This window comes from Streptomyces sp. CA189 (genome assembly GCF_056428985.1).
Genome location: NZ_JBWJVM010000123.1, coordinates 1 through 18,424, shown reverse-complemented (window position 1 = coordinate 18,424; position 18,424 = coordinate 1). Strand labels below are relative to the sequence as shown.

General features: G+C 68.9%; 18 protein-coding genes. 8 read left to right on the top strand and 10 right to left on the bottom strand.

Translation table 11 applies throughout. The annotated features are described in order from the left end of the window. Nucleotides 1-85 precede the first annotated feature (85 nt). The 3 genes from AC061S_RS42470 to AC061S_RS42460 all read right to left on the bottom strand — a co-directional run bounded on the left by AC061S_RS42470 (nucleotide 86) and on the right by AC061S_RS42460 (nucleotide 3,909). The gene (locus AC061S_RS42470; RefSeq protein WP_478691229.1) at nucleotides 86-784 is read right to left on the bottom strand and encodes a TniB family NTP-binding protein; all 699 of its coding nucleotides are present in this window, start codon (nucleotides 782-784) and stop codon (nucleotides 86-88) included. Between the two features lie 303 nt (nucleotides 785-1,087). After that, nucleotides 1,088-3,226 (bottom strand): Mu transposase C-terminal domain-containing protein, encoded by a 2,139-nt coding sequence (locus AC061S_RS42465; RefSeq protein WP_478691228.1) that lies wholly within the window; start codon nucleotides 3,224-3,226, stop codon nucleotides 1,088-1,090. Further along, entirely contained in the window at nucleotides 3,223-3,909 is a 687-nt protein-coding gene (locus AC061S_RS42460; protein WP_478691227.1) for a TnsA-like heteromeric transposase endonuclease subunit, read from the bottom strand. The genes AC061S_RS42465 and AC061S_RS42460 overlap by 4 nt, the downstream gene beginning before the upstream one ends. A gap of 355 nt (nucleotides 3,910-4,264) precedes the next feature. Between AC061S_RS42460 and AC061S_RS42455 the strand changes: the two genes are divergently transcribed. The 3 genes from AC061S_RS42455 (at nucleotide 4,265) to AC061S_RS42445 (ending at nucleotide 6,874) form a co-directional block, all read left to right on the top strand. Beyond that, nucleotides 4,265-5,398: an SMI1/KNR4 family protein gene (locus tag AC061S_RS42455; RefSeq protein ID WP_478691226.1), complete on the top strand. Its 1,134-nt coding sequence runs from the start codon at nucleotides 4,265-4,267 to the stop codon at nucleotides 5,396-5,398. Between the two features lie 112 nt (nucleotides 5,399-5,510). After that, entirely contained in the window at nucleotides 5,511-6,062 is a 552-nt protein-coding gene (locus AC061S_RS42450) for a hypothetical protein (RefSeq protein WP_478691225.1), read from the top strand. An 83-nt stretch (nucleotides 6,063-6,145) separates the two neighbouring features. Continuing rightward, nucleotides 6,146-6,874, top strand: a complete 729-nt coding sequence (locus AC061S_RS42445; protein WP_478691224.1) for an HAD family hydrolase — start codon at nucleotides 6,146-6,148, stop codon at nucleotides 6,872-6,874. A 60-nt stretch (nucleotides 6,875-6,934) separates the two neighbouring features. On the opposite strand, the gene AC061S_RS42440 is transcribed toward AC061S_RS42445, so the two are convergent. From AC061S_RS42440 to AC061S_RS42430, 3 genes are all read right to left on the bottom strand, one after another. Further along, a complete protein-coding gene (locus AC061S_RS42440; protein WP_478691223.1) occupies nucleotides 6,935-7,717 on the bottom strand; it encodes an IS5 family transposase in 783 nt (260 codons plus the stop codon). 389 nt (nucleotides 7,718-8,106) lie between these two features. Continuing rightward, a complete protein-coding gene (locus AC061S_RS42435; RefSeq protein ID WP_478691222.1) occupies nucleotides 8,107-9,159 on the bottom strand; it encodes an SIS domain-containing protein in 1,053 nt (350 codons plus the stop codon). 110 nt (nucleotides 9,160-9,269) lie between these two features. Beyond that, entirely contained in the window at nucleotides 9,270-10,526 is a 1,257-nt protein-coding gene (locus AC061S_RS42430) for a PTS transporter subunit EIIC (protein ID WP_478691221.1), read from the bottom strand. 176 nt (nucleotides 10,527-10,702) lie between these two features. On the opposite strand from AC061S_RS42430, the gene AC061S_RS42425 reads away from it, so the two are divergent. After that, nucleotides 10,703-11,494, top strand: coding sequence for a GntR family transcriptional regulator (locus AC061S_RS42425; protein ID WP_478691220.1), 792 nt, complete (start codon nucleotides 10,703-10,705; stop codon nucleotides 11,492-11,494). Between the two features lie 114 nt (nucleotides 11,495-11,608). On the opposite strand, the gene AC061S_RS42420 is transcribed toward AC061S_RS42425, so the two are convergent. Beyond that, a complete protein-coding gene (locus tag AC061S_RS42420) occupies nucleotides 11,609-12,415 on the bottom strand; it encodes an alpha/beta fold hydrolase (protein WP_478691219.1) in 807 nt (268 codons plus the stop codon). 140 nt (nucleotides 12,416-12,555) lie between these two features. Between AC061S_RS42420 and AC061S_RS42415 the strand changes: the two genes are divergently transcribed. After that, the gene (locus tag AC061S_RS42415; RefSeq protein ID WP_478691218.1) at nucleotides 12,556-13,242 is read left to right on the top strand and encodes a GNAT family N-acetyltransferase; all 687 of its coding nucleotides are present in this window, start codon (nucleotides 12,556-12,558) and stop codon (nucleotides 13,240-13,242) included. A gap of 61 nt (nucleotides 13,243-13,303) precedes the next feature. Here the strand turns inward: AC061S_RS42415 and AC061S_RS42410 are convergent, their stop codons facing one another. Beyond that, a complete protein-coding gene (locus tag AC061S_RS42410; RefSeq protein WP_478691217.1) occupies nucleotides 13,304-14,332 on the bottom strand; it encodes a TolB family protein in 1,029 nt (342 codons plus the stop codon). A 265-nt stretch (nucleotides 14,333-14,597) separates the two neighbouring features. On the opposite strand from AC061S_RS42410, the gene AC061S_RS42405 reads away from it, so the two are divergent. Next, nucleotides 14,598-15,734, top strand: coding sequence for an alpha/beta hydrolase (locus AC061S_RS42405; protein ID WP_478691216.1), 1,137 nt, complete (start codon nucleotides 14,598-14,600; stop codon nucleotides 15,732-15,734). Between the two features lie 15 nt (nucleotides 15,735-15,749). Here AC061S_RS42405 and AC061S_RS42400 read toward each other — a convergent pair whose 3' ends face one another. Next, complete coding sequence (locus AC061S_RS42400) at nucleotides 15,750-16,970, bottom strand: RNA-guided endonuclease InsQ/TnpB family protein (RefSeq protein ID WP_478691215.1); 1,221 nt, start codon at nucleotides 16,968-16,970, stop codon at nucleotides 15,750-15,752. A 76-nt stretch (nucleotides 16,971-17,046) separates the two neighbouring features. Next, the gene (locus AC061S_RS42395) at nucleotides 17,047-17,304 is read right to left on the bottom strand and encodes a carboxylesterase family protein (protein WP_478691214.1); all 258 of its coding nucleotides are present in this window, start codon (nucleotides 17,302-17,304) and stop codon (nucleotides 17,047-17,049) included. Between the two features lie 127 nt (nucleotides 17,305-17,431). On the opposite strand from AC061S_RS42395, the gene AC061S_RS42390 reads away from it, so the two are divergent. Further along, on the top strand, nucleotides 17,432-17,830 hold the full coding sequence (locus AC061S_RS42390; RefSeq protein ID WP_478691213.1) for a hypothetical protein: 399 nt from the start codon (nucleotides 17,432-17,434) through the stop codon (nucleotides 17,828-17,830). Between the two features lie 150 nt (nucleotides 17,831-17,980). Next, nucleotides 17,981-18,265: a chaplin gene (locus AC061S_RS42385; RefSeq protein ID WP_478691212.1), complete on the top strand. Its 285-nt coding sequence runs from the start codon at nucleotides 17,981-17,983 to the stop codon at nucleotides 18,263-18,265. The last annotated feature ends 159 nt before the right edge of the window (nucleotides 18,266-18,424 follow it).

Here is an 18,424-nt window from a genome sequence, read left to right as displayed (position 1 = left end):
CCCGCGCGGCCCTCTCGGCGTCGGTCAAACCGCCGCCCTGCGCGTACCTCACAGCATCAGGGCTACCGGAACGACCCGGACGCTGTCAGGCGAACAGCCCCGACATCACCCAATCAAGTTCAGTAGCGCGGTCGCAGCCGCGGGCGATCAGAGCCATCAGTGAGGCGAAGTGGCCGGTGCTGCGAGTGAACAGTTCGTCCGAGAGTTCGTCGGCGATCATTCCTTGATGGGCATTTGCGAGCACGATGCTCTTCTCGACGGCCAAGAGCAGGTCCCGCCAGACGCGGCGGCCTTGCTCGGTTCTGACGTCGAAGGCTTCCACGGTCAGCGGCGTAAGACGGCGCCCGTTCTGCGCAAGGTCTTCGTCGTCGTCACCCAGTCCCTCAGCAAGCAGGCCGCGGGCCTCCAGTCCAACGCCGACGTGCAGGAAGGTGACGGGAAACGTGCTGGCGAGAGATTTGAAGTGGTTCGCGACGGCCCGGTCATCGCGCCGCTTCATGTCCAGGAAGTGCACGTCGTCGACGATGATCAGTCTCGTCTCGCAGCTGAGGATCGCGTCGGCGGCCCGGTTCCCAAGCTGGCTGGCATTGCCCTGGTCGTAGCGGGGGAGGTTGAAGAATCGGCACAGCGCCGAGTTGAAGTCGCGCCGGCTGGTCCTGTCGGTCAGCTGAATCCGCACGACGGGAATGCGTTCCTGCCTGTCCTCGGTGAGCGCCCCGTAGCAGTCGATTTGGGCGTGTTGAAAGTCGCGGCCGAAGCTCGTCGCGATCGTGGACTTGCCCAGGCCGGGGGAAGGCGTCGATCACTACAGAGGGCCGCACTTTATCGCCGTCCTGCCGGTTGCTTGTGAGCACGTTCCAAAGGTCCTGGTGAACCGACTGCAGTTGTGGGGTCTTGATCGGGCCGATGTTGGCATGCCAGACGGAGCGGTGTTCTTCGTACTCCAGACGCGCCCGCGACGACAGGGCGGCCAGTTCGCGCCTGCTCAGCAGGGCGGGAGGCACGCGATCCGGCTCGTTGACGTACCGGTTCCAGCCGCTCTTGACCGAGAGGCTGTACGCCCTCTCCAGGGAACGAATCGGGGCGGTCACGCGATCTCCATGGCGGTGGCATAGAAGTCGGTCGCCTCGCCGGGGTCGTCCGCGTCGAGTTCATCCTCACTATCGTCGTCCCCACCAAGGTCGTGATCGTCCGGATGCGCGTTCTCAGGAACGGGCTGGGGCGTCTGCTCCTTGGCCGGGACCATGGGCAGGTCCACCTCGCTGTCCTCGGCGGCTTCCAGCGGCACCAGTCGCAGACGCTGTTCGGACAAGCGGATTGCCATACGGCGCTCGGCCGGAGTGCGTGCCAGACCTGCGTCCCACTGTTCCAGCAGGTCGGCGAGTGCCCGTTTCGTGTCGGGGAACCTGTGCTGCGCTGCGGCCAGCCGCCGGGCGTAGGCGAGGGCTTCGGCGCTGAAGGGGCCACGGGCCGCGTCGGCGTGCTCCCAGCGAAGCGCGTGCCAGGACTTGGTCTTCGGGTCCTGGAAGTAGATCCGGCTGACGTCGTCGCGGTCGATCCGCAGCGGCCACTTTCCGGTGTGCTTTCCCGTGTAGGGGCTGGTCCGGTTCCGGTAGGGGTTCAGTGCCTTGCCGTCATAGCGCAGGCCGCCGACCTCGACACCGTAGTGCTGGACGGTCCTCCACTCGACCGGCAGGAAGTCGAAGACCAGGTCAGTCCGGGCCGGCACCTGGACGTAGCCTGCTCGGTTGACTCCGTGCCCGTACATTTCCAGCGGGGAAAGATCCAGGCCGGGGACCTCGGGGATGCACAGCCCTGTGTGCCTCTGCCGGTGGTAGCACTTGTCCACCCATTGCCGGATGATCGCCTCCATCTCGTCCAGGAAGTAGTACGCGTCTTTCTCCACGTCCTTGCCGCGGCTGTAGACATCCGGCCCTTTGTATCCGGGCAGGGCCACGAGCAGCTCTTCTCGCAGGGTGCGAAAGAATCTTTCCAAAGCCGCCTTGTCGGTGGCCTGGTAGGCGCGAGCCGGCTGCACTGAGACTCCAAGCCGTTCGCAGACGCTCAGCAAGTGCTCCGAGATGTAGATCTTGCCGTTGTCCACCACGACGGTCTCGGCGGCAACGGACGGCAGGAGCGGGTTACCGTCGGCATCAGCGAGCTGTGCGGCATCGACGACGACGCTGCGGGGCAGGCCGTGGTAGAGGTTGCGGCTGGTCACGAAGCCGTCGGCGTCGTCCGGTAGCGGCCGGATGGACTCAAAGAGGACCCCTGCGGCATCCACGGCCTTCGTCGAGACCGGGGTGAGCCGCAGTCCGGTGATGCACCTGTCGTAGAGATCCATCGCGACCGTGAGCTCGGCCTTCACCCAGCGCAGCGTGACCGGGTCCATGACGAAGACATCCAAGGGTGTGGTGTCCAGGATGAGGTACTCGCCCGGACGGGTCGCCCGCAGCCGCCCGTAGGGGGTCTCTGGGCGGCTCGCCGCGGACCGCTTGCCCTTGGTGCCGCCGAAGGCGCCTGTGCCTCGAGAGAGTTCGCGCAGGAGCTTGCGACCCTTGGTCGTCTTGGGAGGCTTCACCGGCGGAGGCGGTTCCTCCGACTCGGCGTCCTCGGCATCGAGCCGGGCTTGGATCTTGGCCAGTAGAAGATCTTGGGTCGGTCGGCTCGCATCGGTGTGCTCGCTCAGAACGGTCCGGGCCATGTCGATCCAGCGCGGATCGACCCCGGCCAGCACATCCCGCCGCCGCGTCCAGCGCTTGTCCAGCAGAGCCATCGGCCCCTCGGTCTCAAAGCCGTTCAGCCAGGCCCGCACCGTAGACATCCCGAGTCCCAGCTCCGCCGCCTTGGCGACGTACCGCTGTCCTTTCCGGACGCTGAGGTCGTACTCCGGGCGCGGTTCGCCAGGCAGCGCCAGTTCGGCGTGGCCCCGCCGGTAGCCCGTCCGGAGCTCCTGCATGTGGGCAACACGGTCGACCAGCTCGTCCCGCTCGTCTGGCGAAAGGTTGCTCAGATCCGCTCCAACGCCCTCGATCGGCTCGCCGTGGTCGGCGTCGATCAGCCGCGTCGTGGGCTGCGACAGCAGGTGCCCGATATCGACCTGCCGGAGTCCTCCGTGAGCATCTCGCAGCAGCACGTTGGGAGCATCGAGTTCAGCGACCTGCCACAGGCCGCCGTCGTAGCTCAGCCGGACCCCGATCGCGATCACCGTACGTTGTGACGTCACGCGTGGACCTCCACAGTGCTGTCGCCATCCAGTCGCCGCCGCAGATTTGTCGTAATCCGCTGCTGCCAGAGCAGCCTCAAAATCGCCGGCTTGAGGAGCGCCGGGTCCCAGGACTCCTGCAGCCGCAGCAACAGCTCCAGAATCGTCCCGCCCTCGGCTGCCGCTGCAAGGGCCGCGTCCAGCACCTCGTCTGCCACGAGCCCGTCACGGCGCTGGCTCGCCAGGAAGCGCACGTTCGCCAGATAGACCGGGTCCTCGCCGGACCAGACCTCGTGGGTCCAGCCATGCTCCTCGATCACCTTCGTCGGCCAGGCGAGGGCTTCGGCGATCTCCGGCTTGGCCAGCTGGGAGGCGGGCTTGACGTTGACGACCGTCACCGACCGATCAGTCCGGACGAGGAGATAGTCCGGGACATGCCACCGGGCCCGCCCATCAATCCGGGCCCGGATCCGAAACGGCTGGGCCGCGATCGCCACCACCCCAGGGTCGAAGTCGGCCAGCACCAGCCGCGCGAGCTCCAGCCGACTCTCATAGAGGACGTGGCCGCCAGTCGTGGCGCACCAGTAGTAGCCGGAATGATGCTTCTGCCCATGGCGGTTCCGGAACGTGCGCCACGGCTTCGCCCGCATCACCTGGGCCGAACGAAGCGATCTCATCGGCTTCTCAACCGTGCTGTCGTCCAACGCCCGCAGCGAGACCAGTGCGTCCCCGGCCTCATCACGTGACACCGACACCCTCCGACCCGGAGCACAGCCCGGACCGATCATCTGGACACCCACAACGTCCCCTCTCCGTAGAAGCTCTGGGAACTTCCACGGCAGGAGAACTGCGCCACGAGGACCCTGTCCATGCGACAGTTGAACTCAGTGCACCAAGTCGAGTGGCAGCAGTCCACCGAGGTTTCAGACTGCTGAACTACCCGACATTGCTGATGTACCGCTGAGATACGGGCTCGATTGCTGAACTTAAGTGAGTGCCGTTCTTCATCTCTGCTGGTCAGTGATGATCTGTAGTCGTACTGGTCACTATGCTGCCGGGATGACCGCTCAGTCGCCCCCGCCGCTGACCCTGGAAGCTGCCAGGGACCTTCAGAACATGCTCCGAGCCGAGATCGGGCCCGGCCTCAGCGAGCGGGAACTCGACGCGGTCGAGGCGCGATTCGGCTTTACCTTCTCGGCGGACCACAGGGTCTTCCTTGCCGCCGGGCTCCCGCACGGGTCGCGAAGCTGGCCCGACTGGCGGAACGGCGACGCCGAGGACCTGGCCGAGCGGCTCTCCCAACCGCTCGAGGGTGTGCTCTTCGACGTGGAGCACAACAGCTTCTGGCACCCCGCCTGGAGTCCTAGGCCCGCAGGGCCATCCGACGCCCTGCAGATCGCACGGTCCGAGCTGGCTGCCGCTCCGCAGCTGGTCCCCGTCTACAGCCACCGCTTCCTACCTGGCACAGCAGGCGAATACGGCCACCCCGTACTGTCCGTCCACCAGACCGACATCATCATCTACGGGAACGACCTCGCCGACTACATACGAAACGAGTTCACCGGCCGGGCCAGCAGCCTCCCCGCCCACGCGACCGTCGGCTTCTGGTCGTACTTCGTCCACGGCGGTCCCGGCACCGACGTCGCCATGCCCACCCCGCACACCCCCTATGCCGTCAGCGCACAGAAGGCTGCCGAGTACCTGCGGATGCTCGCACTCGAGCGCCTGATCGGCCGACAGCACTACCCGCACCAGCTGATCGAGGCAGGGCTCACGGCCCTGGTCCTCGGCCTCGAGACGGAGTCGCTTCCACAGCTTGCCGGCCTGCCGCGCACTGACCATGGAAAGGCTGATGCGCTCTTCGACCAGGTACTGGCTGAGCTGGGTCTGACCGGGAGCCTCCCCGCCGATGACACCGACATTCCCTGGGAGACGGCACGCTGGGAACTCGTGCGCTGGTGGCTCCGGCTGATCGTGAACGGCAGTCTGGCCCCCGGAGCCGGCGGTGACGTCATCACGTACGACGGCTGGGGCGCACTGGCCCGGCCTCAGTCGCTTCGGCCGCTGGTCGACAAGGTCGATGCGTACAACGACTGGGAGGCAATCCGGCACGGCACACACGAGCAGTTGGCCGGAGCGATCGTCACGAAGGCCAAGCGCCTGCTCTCCGGTCCCTGGCCGCCGCTGGACTAAGAAGCCGTTGTCGTACCGAACTTGATCGGCGGGTTTCCGCAGTTCAGGCATGATGCCGGCATGGCGAGGCATGCTCGGGCCGTTGGGTTGTCTCGTTGGTGGAGGTGCCGGGATGGCGTCGGTGGTGGGTCTCCTGGAGGAGCGGGAGCTGGCCGCGCGTGAGCGCGTGGAGGAGCTTCGGGAGGTGGCGGACCGGGTACTCGCTGAGCTCGCCGAAGCGGAGACGGCCTGGCACGAGTGGCTGATCGCCCGGCAGCGCGTTGGCGAGGTTCTGTCCGGGCCACGGCCCGGACAGGCAGGTGAAGCAGGCCCGGGAGCCGGTGAGTCTTCCGGGTCGGAGCCCGCGACGAACGCGCCCGCCGAGGTTCCCCTACCGACGGCCGCGCGATGGGGCTCGATCGTCCCGGTGTGGCGTCCCGCGCTTTCCATGGACGCGCTCGCTCCCCACTACCAGCGCATCCTCGCCACGCTCACCGAACAAGCATCCGGCGGGAAGCCAGTGATGTCCTGTCAGGAGATCGCTGCCGTACTCGGACTGGAGCCGGTTCCGGCAAGTGTGGAAGGAGTTCGGTCGAAGATGAAGCGGCTGGCCGACCGGGGCTGGGCCGACGAGCCCACCCCGGGACGGTTCACGCTCGCCGCCGGGCCAGTCGGCGGCTCATGAGTATCGTCATCGACCACAGCACCATCTGCTCATGCAGGGCGGGGCAGCTCGTCCTCGCGTGATCGCCAACGAAAGAGCAACCGATGCAACCGATTGTCCTATTCGACCTAGACGGCCTTTTGATCGACTCCGAGCCGATCTGGGACGCGGCAAAGCGTGAGGTGTTCGGTCCGCTTGGCCTGCACCTCACAACGGAGATGCAGGCGGCGACGCGCGGGCTTCGGCAAAGGGACATGGTGGCCTATTGGTTCGATCGGGCCACCATTCAAGCCGACCCCGACGACGTCGAGCAGCAGATCGTGGCCGCCGTGTGCCGTAGGTTGGAGGGAGTGACGCTGAAACCCGGCGCCGAACACGCCGTCGCGGCGTGCGCGCGTGCATCGAGGGCGATGGCCGTCGTGTCATCTTCGCCGGAGTCGGTGATTCGGCATGCGCTCGCGAGCACCGGCCTTGACCGATCTTTCGATGCCGTGTTTTCGGCCGAAGACGACGAACACGGCAAACCCCACCCGGGCGCCTATCTCCGCGCAGCCGCCGCCCTCGGGGCGTCACCCGGCGAATGCATTGTGATCGAGGACTCGCTCAACGGCGTCCTCGCTGGCGTGTCAGCCCAGATGACGGTCGTCGCCGTTCCCGAGGCCGCTGATCGCTGCGATCCTCGCTTTGCGATTGCCACTCTGGTACTGGAGTCCCTCAAGGATCTCGATACCTCTGTATTCGGCGCGTATGTGTCCAGGGGGAGCCGGGACGCCACGTGGGCATCGCGTGCTGCGGATCCTCAACCGTTCCGCGAACCAGATCGTGCTGTATGACGCCCTCGATCGTGGGTTCGGGCCTTCACGGGTGAAGGCCCGAACCCACCCCGGGACGGTTCACGCTCGCCACCGGGCCAGCCGGCGGCTCATGAGCATCGTCATCGACCACAGCACCATCTGCTCATGCACGGCGGACAGCGTCTCGTAGTCGCGCACCAGGCGCCGCGAGCGCATCAGCCAGCTCAGCGTGCGTTCCACCACCCAGCGTCTGGGCAGCACCACGAACCCCGAGGCGTCGCCGCTGCGCTTGACGATCTCAAGAGCGAGCCCCAGTTGCTGCTTCGCCCAGCCGACCAGGCGACCCGCGTAGCCGCCGTCGGCCCACACCAGGACGATCCTGCGATAGCGGGCCCGGACACGTTCCAGCAGCGGCATCGCGGCGTCCCGGTCCGTCACGTTCGCCGCGGTGACCATCACGGCCAGCAGCAGCCCCAGGCAGTCGACCACGATGTGCCGCTTGCGCCCCGGCACCTTCTTGGCCCCGTCGTAGCCGCGGGTGGCCGCCGGCACCGTGGCCGCCGCCCGCAGTGACTGTGCGTCGATCACCGCCGCGGTTGGCTCCGGATCGCGGCCGGCCTCCTCGCGGACCAGGCCGCGCAACCGGTCGTGCAGTTCCGCGAGCAAGCCCTTCACACGCCACCGCCGCGCGAAGGCGTAGACGCGGTCCCACGCCGGGAAGTCGCCCGGCATCGCTCGCCAGGTGATGCCGCCCGCCACCAGATAGCGAACAGCGTCCAACATCTGTCGGTGGCAGTACCCCTCCGGCTGCCCGCCCCGCCCCTCCAGCCACAGTGGCACCGGCAGACAGTCGCGCACGAGGGCCCATTCCGCGTCCGTCATGTCCGACGGATAGCGCGGTGCACGTCCAGGGCGATCACCCGCGTTCCCGAACCGGTGAGCGAGGCAATCACACGATGGGGCAGCCCAGTTGGACTCCACCCGCACGAGAGCGTAAGACTGCAACAACAGGGCCTCCTGGTGCGCTCCGGCTTCGACAACCATGAGCTGAACCGGAGGCCCTGCCTTCATGCGCGCACAAGCGAGAGATCACCCGACAGAGTCGCCACACTCGAACCGATGTCCACCATGATCGGTACGACAACAGCTTCTAAACTCCCAGCGGTGGCCAGGGTTCCGGACTGCTGAACCTACCCAACATTGCTGATGTACTGCTGAGATGCGAGCTCGATAGCTGAACTACATCGGGCCCCTACAGACGGCAATCGCGCTCAGGCCTGGGTGAAGCCCGCGACCTCGAAGTCGGACATGTCGAGGCCGCCCTGCTTGGTGTCGTCGTTGGCGAAGACGAAGGACTCGATCGGAACGTCCCGCTCGGCGCTGAGCTGGGCGACCAGCTCCTGCAGGACCACCGTCTCCAGGACCACCCGGACTGCGTCCGCGACCTCGGGCAGGCGGACGACCGAGAGGCTGTCCGCCGGCTCCACCTCGGCCGTGGTCATCAGCAGTGTGAGGTGGCCGGCGCCCGCCAGCGAGCGGGCCAGCTCGATCTCGCGGCCGTCGCCGTAGACCAGGTGGAGCGTGTTGCCCGCCGACTCCATCTCGCCGTGCAGGTAGTTGCGGGTCGCCGAGTGCGCCGCGGTCATCCGCACGACCTCGCGCAGCAGCAGCGCGCCCTCCTCGGCGGAGGCCCGGGAGGCCCCGGCCGCCACGCCGTCGGAGGCGGTGCAGCGGGCGCCGCGCTCCCGCAGGCCCGCCACGATCTCAGTGGCCTGCGCGTGGATCGCGGTGGTCTGCTCGGCGATCTCGCCCCACGGGTCGCCCGCGCGTCCCGCGACGGCCCCGGCGATCAAGTCGAGGGCGACGACGGTGCCGGTGTAGCCGACGGTCGAGGCGTACGAGTCGGGCTCGTTGCCGAGGTCCACGGTGAGGTCGGCGAGGTCGCCGAGCGGCGAGGGGACCACATTGAGCAGCGCGGTCTTCGTGATGCCGGGGGCCGCGCATTCGAAGGCGGCGATGGTCTCGGAGCTGCGGCCGCCCTGGGAGACGGCGATCAGGCAGTCGGTCTCGAAGCCGGCGGTGCCGGTCTCGATCTCGCTGGACAGCACGCGCTGGGTGACGATGCCGGCCTCGCGGAGCTGCTGCACCGGGACGGCGAGGGCGGCGTACGAGGCTCCGATGCCGGTGAACAGGGGGCGCTCGGCGGCGCGCAGCCCGGCGAGCTCCGGGGAGGCGAGCTGGGTGCGGACGCGGTCGGCGATCCGGGCGAGGGCTGCGCCCTGGTCGGCCTGGCCTTCGAGGAACGTGATGCGGGATCCGGACATGGTGGGGGGTCCTTAGAAGTCTGGGGAGGTCCGGGAGGCCGGTCCGCCCCCGCGGTGCGGGTGGGGCGGGGGCGGCCTGTCCGGGCGGGCGATCGGGCCGGGCGGGAGGATCAGGCGGAGGCGTCGGCCTTGGCGTCCGGCTGGGATTCCTCGTCCCGTTCGCGGCCCGGGGTCGGGAGGTCGAACCTCACGATCGCCCAGCGGAAGAGCACGTAGTAGATGGCGGCGAAGGCCAGGCCGATCGGGATGAGCATCCAGGGCTTGGTGGCGATGCCGTAGTTCACGACGTAGTCGATGGCGCCGGAGGAGAAGCCGAAGCCGTCGCGGATGCCGAGGGCGTAGCAGACGGCCATCGAGACGCCGAAGAGGAAGGCGTGGACCGCGTACAGCAGCGGGGCCACGAACATGAAGGCGAATTCGATGGGCTCGGTCACGCCCGTGACGAAGGAGGTCAGGGCGACGGAGATCATCATGCCCTTGACCATGACGCGGTTCTCGGGGCGGGCGGTGTGCGCGATGGCCATGGCGGCCGCCGGGAGCGCGAACATGTAGATCGGGAAGCCGCCGGTCATGAACTGGCCCGCGGTCGGGTCGCCGGCGAGGAAGCGGGCGATGTCTCCGTGGACCTCGGTGCCGGTGGCCGGGTTGACGAAGCTGCCCGCCTCGAACCAGGGGAAGACCGAGAAGAAGTGGTGCATCCCGATCGGGATGAGGGCCCGGACGACGAGGCCGAAGAGGCCCGCGCCCCAGGCGCCCGTGCCGACCAGCCACTCGCCGAAGTGGAAGAACCAGCCGCCCACGGTGGGCCAGACCACTCCGAATACCACTCCGATGCCGACGCCCGCGAAGGCGCTCAGGATGGGCACCAGCCGTCGGCCGCCGAAGAAGCCGAGCCACTCGGGGAGCTTGGTGCGGCTGAAGCGCTGGTAGAGGAGGGCCGCGACGAGGCCCATCACGATGCCGCCGAAGACCTTGGCATCGAGCGGCTCGCCGTCCACGCCCTTGGGGAAGGCGGGGCTGGCGAGTACGGCCTTGAAGACCAGGTAGCCGACCACGGCCGCCAGTGCGGTGGAGCCGTCCGACTTCTTGGCGAAGCCGATGGCCACGCCGACGGCGAAGAGCAGCGGCATGTTGGCGAAGACGGTGTCACCGGCCGCCGCCAGGACGATCGCGAGCTTCTGGATGATCAGCGGGAAGTTCTCGCGGCCCAGCAGGTCGGCGCCGCCGAGGCGGGTCAGCAGGGCTGCCGCCGGCAGCGTGGCCACGGGCAGCATCAGGCTGCGGCCGATGCGCTGCATGACCGGCATGATCCGGCCCGGCTTCTTTCCGGCAGCCGGCGCGCCGGCCCGAACTGTGGCCGTACTCATCTCGGGACTCCTCGTCGAGCGGGGTGGTGGGGACGACTCGAAGGTAGCCAGTGGTTTTGGATTGGTCAACGGTGGTCTCTTGTGGTCTTACGGAAAATATCAAGATGAGGGCTTAGGTCCCGGCCCCGCCAGGGCGGAAGCCAGCCGAAGTGGTAGCAAGTGGTATGATTCGGCTCATGACCGACGATGCCGCCCGCGCCGCCGACTCCTCGATCGCGGTGAACGCCCATGCGGCGAACGCCCGCGCCGCGGACCCCCTGTGGGCCCAGGCCGCGGACCGCATCCGCGAGGAGATCGCCCGCCGCGGCCTGTCCGAGGGCAGCAAGCTGCCGCCCGAGCGCGAGCTGTGCACCCGGCTGGACGTCTCCCGCGTCACCCTGCGCCGCGCGCTCGCCCGACTCGTCGAACAGGGCCTGGTCACCGCGTCGCACGGGCGCGGCTGGTTCGTCGCGGCGCCCGTGGCGCCGACGCCCGCCCGCGAGTGGCCCAAGGACCTGGAGTCCTTCACCGCCACCGCGCGCCGCAAGCACATGCGTGCCAGCTCGGTGGTCCTGCGCCACGACACCGTCACCGCGTCCCTGGACGACGCCGACCGCCTCGACGTGCCCGCCGGCACCCCGCTCCTGCGCCTGGAGCGGGTCCGGCTGCTCAACGACGTCCGGATCGCCGTCGACCGGACCCTGATCGTCTCCGAACTGGCGCCCGACCTCGCCCGTACGGACTTCCGCGAGACCTCCCTCTTCGAGGAACTGCGCCGCTGGGGCGTCGAACCCGACCGCGCCGAGGCGACCATCGAGGCGCGCAACGCCGACGCGGAGCTCGCCGGGCACCTGGGCATCGCCGAGGGCGCACCCGTACTCGTGCTCGACCAGACGGTGTACACGAAGGACCAGCGGCCGCTGCTGCTGTCCACGGTGGAGTACAGCGGGGACCGCTACCGGCTGCGCACCACCCTGCAGACAGACTGACACCGCCCGTCCGGGGCGCGGTAGCCCCGTTCGGCACCCTCCGGACAGCCGAAAGCCCCGGCCCGCGGACCCGGCCGGCGCACCCGGCCCGCGCACCCGGCCGGCGCGCCGCCGTCAGATTCCCGCGAGGAACTCCAGCAGCGCCCGGTTGAAGGCCTCCGGCTGTTCCACGCCCGGCAGGTGCCCGGCCCGCTCCACCACGCTGAGCACCGAGTGCGGGACCAGCGCGTGCAGGGACTCGGCCTCGGCGACCGGGGTGTAGACGTCGTCCCGGCCGACCACGATCAGGCAGGGCACCTCGGGCGGCAGCGCCGCGAGCACCGGGGCGTAGTCGGGCCGCTCGGCCCGCCCGCGCAGGGCGGCGGCCGCGCCCTCAGGGGCGGTCGCGTACATCATCCCGGTGACCTTGGCCGCCGCCTCCGGCATCCCGGTCACGTTGTACGGCGCGAGCATCTTGTCGATGACCTCGTCGGTATAGGGCTTCATTCCCTCCGCGAGGAGCCGCTCGGCGAGGTTCCGGCGGAAGGTTTTGCCGTCCTCCGTTTCCGGCGGGGCGGAGGTGTCGGAGAGGACCAGGGCCCGCACCCGGCCCGGGTGGCGCAACCTCATCTCCATGGCGATCTGGCCGCCCATGGACACACCGCCGACGACCGCCTGTTCGACGTCCAGACGGTCGAGCAGGGCCGCCAGATCGTCGGCGAAGTCCGCGAGCAGCGTTTTACCCGGAAGCACCGGACTTTGCCCGTATCCCCGCAGGTCAGGGGTAATAACCCGGTAACCGGCCGTGGTCAGTGCCGCCGTCTGGGGGGCCCACATCAAGTGGCTGAACGGATGTCCGTGGATCAGGATTACGGGGGCTCCGTCGCGGGGACCCGAGTCCTCGAAAAAGAGTGTCACGCCATTGCCAATTTGGGGGTTCATGAAAGGAGTCTAAGGAGCTACATTGAGCCACTCGCGTTCACCTGACAGCCCGTTGCCTTTCACTCGTGTTTTGCACGGGGGGCGACGTCAGGGACGCAGACTGTGCAACCACCCCACCGCCTAGAAGGACCGAAGGCTCCGTGCCCGTACCCGTACTCCTCGCCGGCCGCTCCGTGCGGCTTGAGCCCCTCGCCCCCCACCACACCGAGGCCTTGGCCATGGCCGGGGCCGAGGATCGTACGACTTACGCCTTCACTCCCGTACCCCACGGGTTGCAGGCGTCACACGAGTACATCGACCGTGCCCTCGCCGATCAGGCGGCGGGTCGATCGCTCCCGTTCGCGGTGGTCAGAGCCACCGACGGTCGGGTGGTCGGTTCGACCCGGTTCCTGGAACTCGACTACTGGCAGGGGCCCCTGGTGTGGCCCGCCGTGCCGGGAGTCCCGTTCGGCGATCCCGCAACGTCGATCCCCGATGCCGCCGAGATCGGCAATACCTGGCTGTCTCCGGCGGCCCAGGGCACCGGCATCAACACCGAGGCGAAGCTGCTCATGCTCCGCCATGCCTTCGAGACCTGGGGGGTCCGCCGGATCTCGCTGCGCGCCGACGCCCGCAACGGTCGCTCGCGCGCCGCGATGGAACGGCTCGGGTTCACCAGCGAGGGGGTCCGCCGGGCCCATTCGAGGGGCCTGGACGGCGCCGTGCGCAGTACGGCCTTCTACTCGATCCTCGACGAGGAATGGCCCACCGTGCGGTCGGTCATCGAGCTGCGGCTGTCGGCCGCGGCGCAGCGCAAGCGGCGCCGCAAGACGCTCATCCCGGCCTAACGGTCCTTCTTCGAAGAACCGCACGTCCGCCCCCCGCCCCCCGCCTCCCGTCCTCCCGGCGTCAGCCGAGGAAGGCGGGGGCGAGGGCCGAGGTCATCAGCCGGGCCGGGGCCCCGCCGCCGTCGGCGGGCAGGGAGTACAGGTCGGCGCCGAAGTCCCCGGGCAGCGAGTAGACGACGGTCCTGTCGTCGGCGGTCCACACCACCTGGTCGTCGACGCTGCGCTCCTCGGCGAGCGGGGTCTCGGCCATCGTGGCGAGGTCCAGGGCGTACAGCCGCCACGGCGCGTCCGGGGACAGGCCCGGCACCCGCTTCTTGAACACCAGCCGGGTCCCGTCGGGTGACAGGGACGGGCATTCCAGGTTCTCGCGCAGCGTGGTCACCGTGCGCGCCGCGAGGTCGCCGCGGACCAGGTGGGTCTGGCCGCCGGTGGCGAGCGTCGCGTAGAAGGTCCGCTCGTCGGCGGCGAAGGTGACCCCCCAGAAATTGACGTCCGCGTTGCGGTACGCCTTGCCGTCCTTGTGGATGGTGAAGTCCTCCAGCGAGGCGTCGTACGTTCCGCTGCGCAGGTCCAGCAGGGAGGTCCGGGTGGAGAAATTCGTACCGGCATACGAATCACCGCCCACGAAGACCGTCCAGGCGACCAGGTGGCCGCCGGGCGAGACCCGGGCCCGGGTCGGGACGCCGGCCAGCGGGCGGGCGGCGACCTCCTTCAGCCGGGCGTCGAGGACCACCGCCTTGTAGCCGTCCTGCACCCCGCCCTTGTCGGCCTGGAGGCAGACCCCGGTTCCGGCCGCCGCGTGGAAGCGCAGGCAACTGACCCCGGAGGCGGTACGCGGACCCCCGGGCGCGCCGGCCGGCGCGGTGGCGAGCTCGTCGCGGTGCGGCCCCCAGGCCATGTTCCGGAACACGATCCGCCGGCCGCCGTCACGTGCGAGGGAGACTTCGCCGGCGGTGATCGGCGGCCCGCCCGCCTGGACCCGGTTCTTCTCCTCGGCGCGCGAGGAGGCCCGTACGACGGCGAGCGCGCCGACGACGGCGAGCAGGAGCACGGCCGAGACGAGGATCAGGATCCGGCGCTGGAGGGGCATGCCTAACACGGACGTTACCTCCGGGCAGGGGGCTGGGGCTGGGGCTGCGCGGAGGTAACGTACCGACCGGCATCCGCGGAGGCCAGGGATAGTCGGCGTGCGGATCCGAACTCCGCCGGCCCTGTGCGCGCCGGGCAACGTGCTCCTCTTCGGAACCCCAAGAGACATAAAAATCGGGAACCCGTGGGCACGTACGCTCATCTTTCGATCGAAAGCAGTCCCACCCCGCCCCCACGGGGCAGCACCAGCCGGAGAGCAACCGCACATGTCGCACTCGCCCGACGGACAGCAGTCCGTACAGCCGCTTCCGCCGTCCCCCGGGGAGCCGCGCCGGCCGTCCCGGGTCCGGCGGTGGGTGATCGCGGGTGCCTCCGTCCTCGCGCTCGCGGCCGTCGCCTCCCTCGTGATGAGCCACTACGAAGTACCGCCCTTCACCGACAAGGGCGACTCCGTCTCCTTCGGCAAGCCGCCGGGCGGCACCGCCGGGGGCGACACCGGTGGGGCGTCGGCCGCCACGCCGCCGCCGAACTCGAAGATGTCGATGCCCACCGGCCCCGCGGCCGACTTCAAGAACTCGATGACCCTGCCGGACGGCACGCACGTGGCCGTCACCACGCTGAACGGCAAGAAGTCCGGGTTCAAGGGCAAGGTCTGGGTGTGGGCGCCCAAGGAGTACAACGACCCGAAGTTCGCCAAGAGCGGCTTCCCGGTCATGATCGCGCTGCCCGGCGGCGCCGGTTACCCGAACAACTACTGGATGGGCACCGACCTGGGCCTCCAGACCAGCATCGGCAAGTGGTACGCCGAGGGGAAGAGCAAGCCCTTCATCCTGGCCATGCCGGTGCTGAACCCGGGCCCGGACGACAAGGGCGTCTACTGGGACGGCTCCGACATCCCGGGCCAGCCCAAGATGGGCACCTGGCTGACCGACGACGTCCCTGACCTGATGCGGGAGAACTTCCGCACGGTCAAGTCCCGTGACGGCTGGGCCTACATGGGCTCCTCCACCGGCGGCTTCGCCAGCCTGAAGGCCGTGCTGAAGCACCCGGAGAAGTTCAAGGCCGCGATCTGCTCCGGCCCCGACATCGTCCCCGACTCCTCCCTGTGGAAGGGCTACGACAAGGAGAAGGCGGAGAACAACCCCGAGCTGCTCGCCAAGGCGCTGATCGACAAGAAGGGCAGCCCGGACGTCTACCTCGCCTTCCAGGTCGGCACCGACGAGAGCAACAAGAACACCCTGCCGAACGTGCAGAAGTTCATCGCCGACTACGGCAAGGGGCCGATCCACACCGACCTGAAGATCATCCAGGGCGGCCGGCACAACGCCAAGACCTACGTGCCCAACATGGGCGAGGGTCCGATCCAGTTCATCAGCAAGGTCATGGAAGGACCCGTCGATTGACTTCCGCTCTCCTCCCTAAGGGGAGGAGATTCCTACCACGGTCGTCCGACCGTCTCGGTGGGTTCCTGCTTCTTCGCGCTGTGCCGGGACACGTCCCGGTCCTACCAGCGCTCGACAGGCTGACACTGCCAGTCCGGCAGCCTTGGCGACGTTGACCGCCGCGTTGATGTCCCGGTCAAGGACGGACCCGCACGCCTTGCACTCCCACTCGCGGATGTGGAGGGGTTTGGGGCCGTCCTTGGCGCCGCACTGCGAGCAGGCCTGTGAGGTCGGCTCGAAGCGGCCGATGCGTACGAGGGTGCGCCCGTAACGGGCGGACTTGTACTCCAGCATCGCCAGGAACGCCGACCATCCGGCGTCGTGGACGGACTTGGCCATGCGCGTGCGGGCGAGTCCTCTGACTCCCAGGTTCTCAACGGCAACCGCTTGGTTCTCGCGGATGATCTTCGTCGAGAGCTGGTGGTGGAACTCGCGCCGCGCGTCGGCAACCTGCGCGTGAGCGCGGGCGACCTTGATACGGGCCTTGGCCCGATTGCTGGAGCCCTTGGCCTTGCGGGACAGACGCCGCTGTTCCCGCTTCAGCTTCTTCTCCGCCCGCCGCAGAAAGCGCGGGCTGTCAATCTTCGTACCGTCCGAGAGGATCGCAAAGTGCGTGAGCCCCAGGTCGATGCCGACCTGACCGGACACCTCGGGCAGCGCCTCATCCGTGCCGGTCTCGACCACGAATGAGGCGAAGTACCTTCCGGCCGCGTCCTTGATCACGGTCACCGTAGACGGTACGGACGGCAGCGTGCGGGACCACTTCACCCGGACATCGCCGATCTTCGGCAACGACAGGTCACCGCCGGCCGTGATCTTCCAACAGGCATTCGCGGTGAACCGCACGGCCTGCCGGTTGTCCTTGCGGGACTTGAACCGCGGCGCACCCATCTTGGGGCGCTTGCCCTTGAGGCCGTCGAAGAAGTTCCGGTACGCGGTGTCCAGGTCCCGAAGGGACTGCTGGAGCACGACGGCGGACACCTCCCCGAGCCAGGACCGTTGCTCGGTCCTCTTCGCCTCGGTGATCAGCAGCTTGGACAGATCTCCCGTCTTCGGGAACACGGCGCCTTCGGCGCGGGCGGTCTCACGTGCGCGGAGCGCATCGTTGTAGACCACCCGCGAGCACCCGAACGCCCTGGCCAGCGCCGAGCGCTGCGGACCGTTCGGGTACATCCGGAAGGAGTACCTGAGCTGCATGGCGATCAGCGTATTGCAGTCGGTTTATGGCTGAATATCAGAACATCCGTACTGGTCGGCACTGCGCCACGTGCACCTACTCGTGAACTTCCCACCGAAGGGATGGCCCTGTCCAAGCTGGGCCGTACGCACCCGCGTCGCGTACGCCGTCCCAGGCCTCGGGGGGCTCGGGCGTGGCGAACCGGCGGGCTCCGACGGGCGGGGCGGCGTAGGGGAGGCCCCGGAAGACGGCGATGCCGCCCGGCCCGCTCCTGCCCTCGACCTCGCCGTGGGCGGTCCGGACCCGGGAGCGGGGACGGGCCCGGTCAGGGGTCCCGCTCGCCGCTGCGGCCATCACGTCCTCCTGGGGTAGGGGCTCCTGGGGATCCGGTGTTCCGCACGGCGCCGGTCGCACCGTCGCACAGGCATGCGCGGGGTGACAAGGCGTGACCCCGCCGGGGGCGCGACGGGTTGGGCGGGGCATGCGATCCCTGTCTCTCCCCCACACCATTCGGAGCCTCGTCCGGGCCGGATCGGTGCCCGTCCTGCTGCTCGCGGCCACGGCCGCGGCCGGAGCGGCGGCCGGCGGCAGCGCGTACGCGGCCGACGGCCCGACCGCCGCCCTCGGAACCCCGCCGGCCGTCGGGCCCGCCTTCCAGTACCTCGGCACGGACGACCGCCCGCACGGCATCGACTCCCCCAAGGGCTGCGTGGCCGCCCTGGGCGGCGGCGGCCGGGCGGTGACCAACAAGACCCGGAGCTCGGTGGCCCTGTACCGGGAGCCCGGCTGCGCGGGCACCCCGGTGGAGGTGCTGGCGCCGGGAGCGGTCATGCCGGTGCGCCCGTACTTCTCCTCCGCCCGCTTCGGGACCACCCGGTAGTTCGCACACACAGTTCGAAACCGGCAGGGGGTCCGAGATCACCGGCGGCTCAGCGACCGTGACCCTTGGACGCTCTCCGCGTTGTATGCCATGTCAAACGCCGCAGCTTCTGTTTCCTGCGGCACCCCCATTCCTCTCTAGGAGATCTTGATGTCGCGTATCGCGAAGGCATTCGTCATCACCGCTGCCGCCGGTAGCGCCCTGGCCGCCGGTGCGGGTCTGGCTGCTGCCGATGCCGGAGCGCACGGTGCGGCGGTCGGCTCCCCCGGTGTCCTGTCGGGCAACCTGCTCCAGGTTCCGGTGCACGTCCCGGTCAACGTCTGCGGCAACACCGTCAACGTGATCGCTCTGCTGAACCCGTCGTTCGGCAACGCCTGCGTCAACGCGTCGGGTGGCGGTGGCGACCACCACACCGAGGGCAACTACGGCGGCTGAATCGCCTGGTGACCCGAAGGGCCCCCGCCGGACCTTGGGTTCTAGGAGTCGTTGCAACACCCCAGTTCAAGGGGTGGCATGGGCTTCGAGATCCGCGAGGACCGGCAGCCGCAGGGACGTAAGAAGCTCGCTCGTGAGCGGGCGGCATACTCCCGGCTC

Bases quoted from the DNA above. Each gene is read 5' to 3' on its own strand.
- AC061S_RS42455 (WP_478691226.1), top strand. From the start codon at position 4,265: ATGACCGCTCAGTCGCCCCCGCCGCTGACCCTGGAAGCTGCCAGGGAC.
- AC061S_RS42385 (WP_478691212.1), top strand. From the start codon at position 17,981: ATGTCGCGTATCGCGAAGGCATTCGTCATCACCGCTGCCGCCGGTAGC.
- AC061S_RS42430 (WP_478691221.1), bottom strand. From the start codon at position 10,526: ATGAGTACGGCCACAGTTCGGGCCGGCGCGCCGGCTGCCGGAAAGAAG.
- AC061S_RS42395 (WP_478691214.1), bottom strand. From the start codon at position 17,304: ATGGCCGCAGCGGCGAGCGGGACCCCTGACCGGGCCCGTCCCCGCTCC.
- AC061S_RS42410 (WP_478691217.1), bottom strand. From the start codon at position 14,332: ATGCCCCTCCAGCGCCGGATCCTGATCCTCGTCTCGGCCGTGCTCCTG.
- AC061S_RS42445 (WP_478691224.1), top strand. From the start codon at position 6,146: ATGCAACCGATTGTCCTATTCGACCTAGACGGCCTTTTGATCGACTCC.
- AC061S_RS42390 (WP_478691213.1), top strand. From the start codon at position 17,432: ATGCGATCCCTGTCTCTCCCCCACACCATTCGGAGCCTCGTCCGGGCC.
- AC061S_RS42425 (WP_478691220.1), top strand. From the start codon at position 10,703: ATGACCGACGATGCCGCCCGCGCCGCCGACTCCTCGATCGCGGTGAAC.
- AC061S_RS42420 (WP_478691219.1), bottom strand. From the start codon at position 12,415: ATGAACCCCCAAATTGGCAATGGCGTGACACTCTTTTTCGAGGACTCG.
- AC061S_RS42435 (WP_478691222.1), bottom strand. From the start codon at position 9,159: ATGTCCGGATCCCGCATCACGTTCCTCGAAGGCCAGGCCGACCAGGGC.
- AC061S_RS42400 (WP_478691215.1), bottom strand. From the start codon at position 16,970: ATGCAGCTCAGGTACTCCTTCCGGATGTACCCGAACGGTCCGCAGCGC.
- AC061S_RS42405 (WP_478691216.1), top strand. From the start codon at position 14,598: ATGTCGCACTCGCCCGACGGACAGCAGTCCGTACAGCCGCTTCCGCCG.
- AC061S_RS42440 (WP_478691223.1), bottom strand. From the start codon at position 7,717: ATGACGGACGCGGAATGGGCCCTCGTGCGCGACTGTCTGCCGGTGCCA.
- AC061S_RS42450 (WP_478691225.1), top strand. From the start codon at position 5,511: ATGGCGTCGGTGGTGGGTCTCCTGGAGGAGCGGGAGCTGGCCGCGCGT.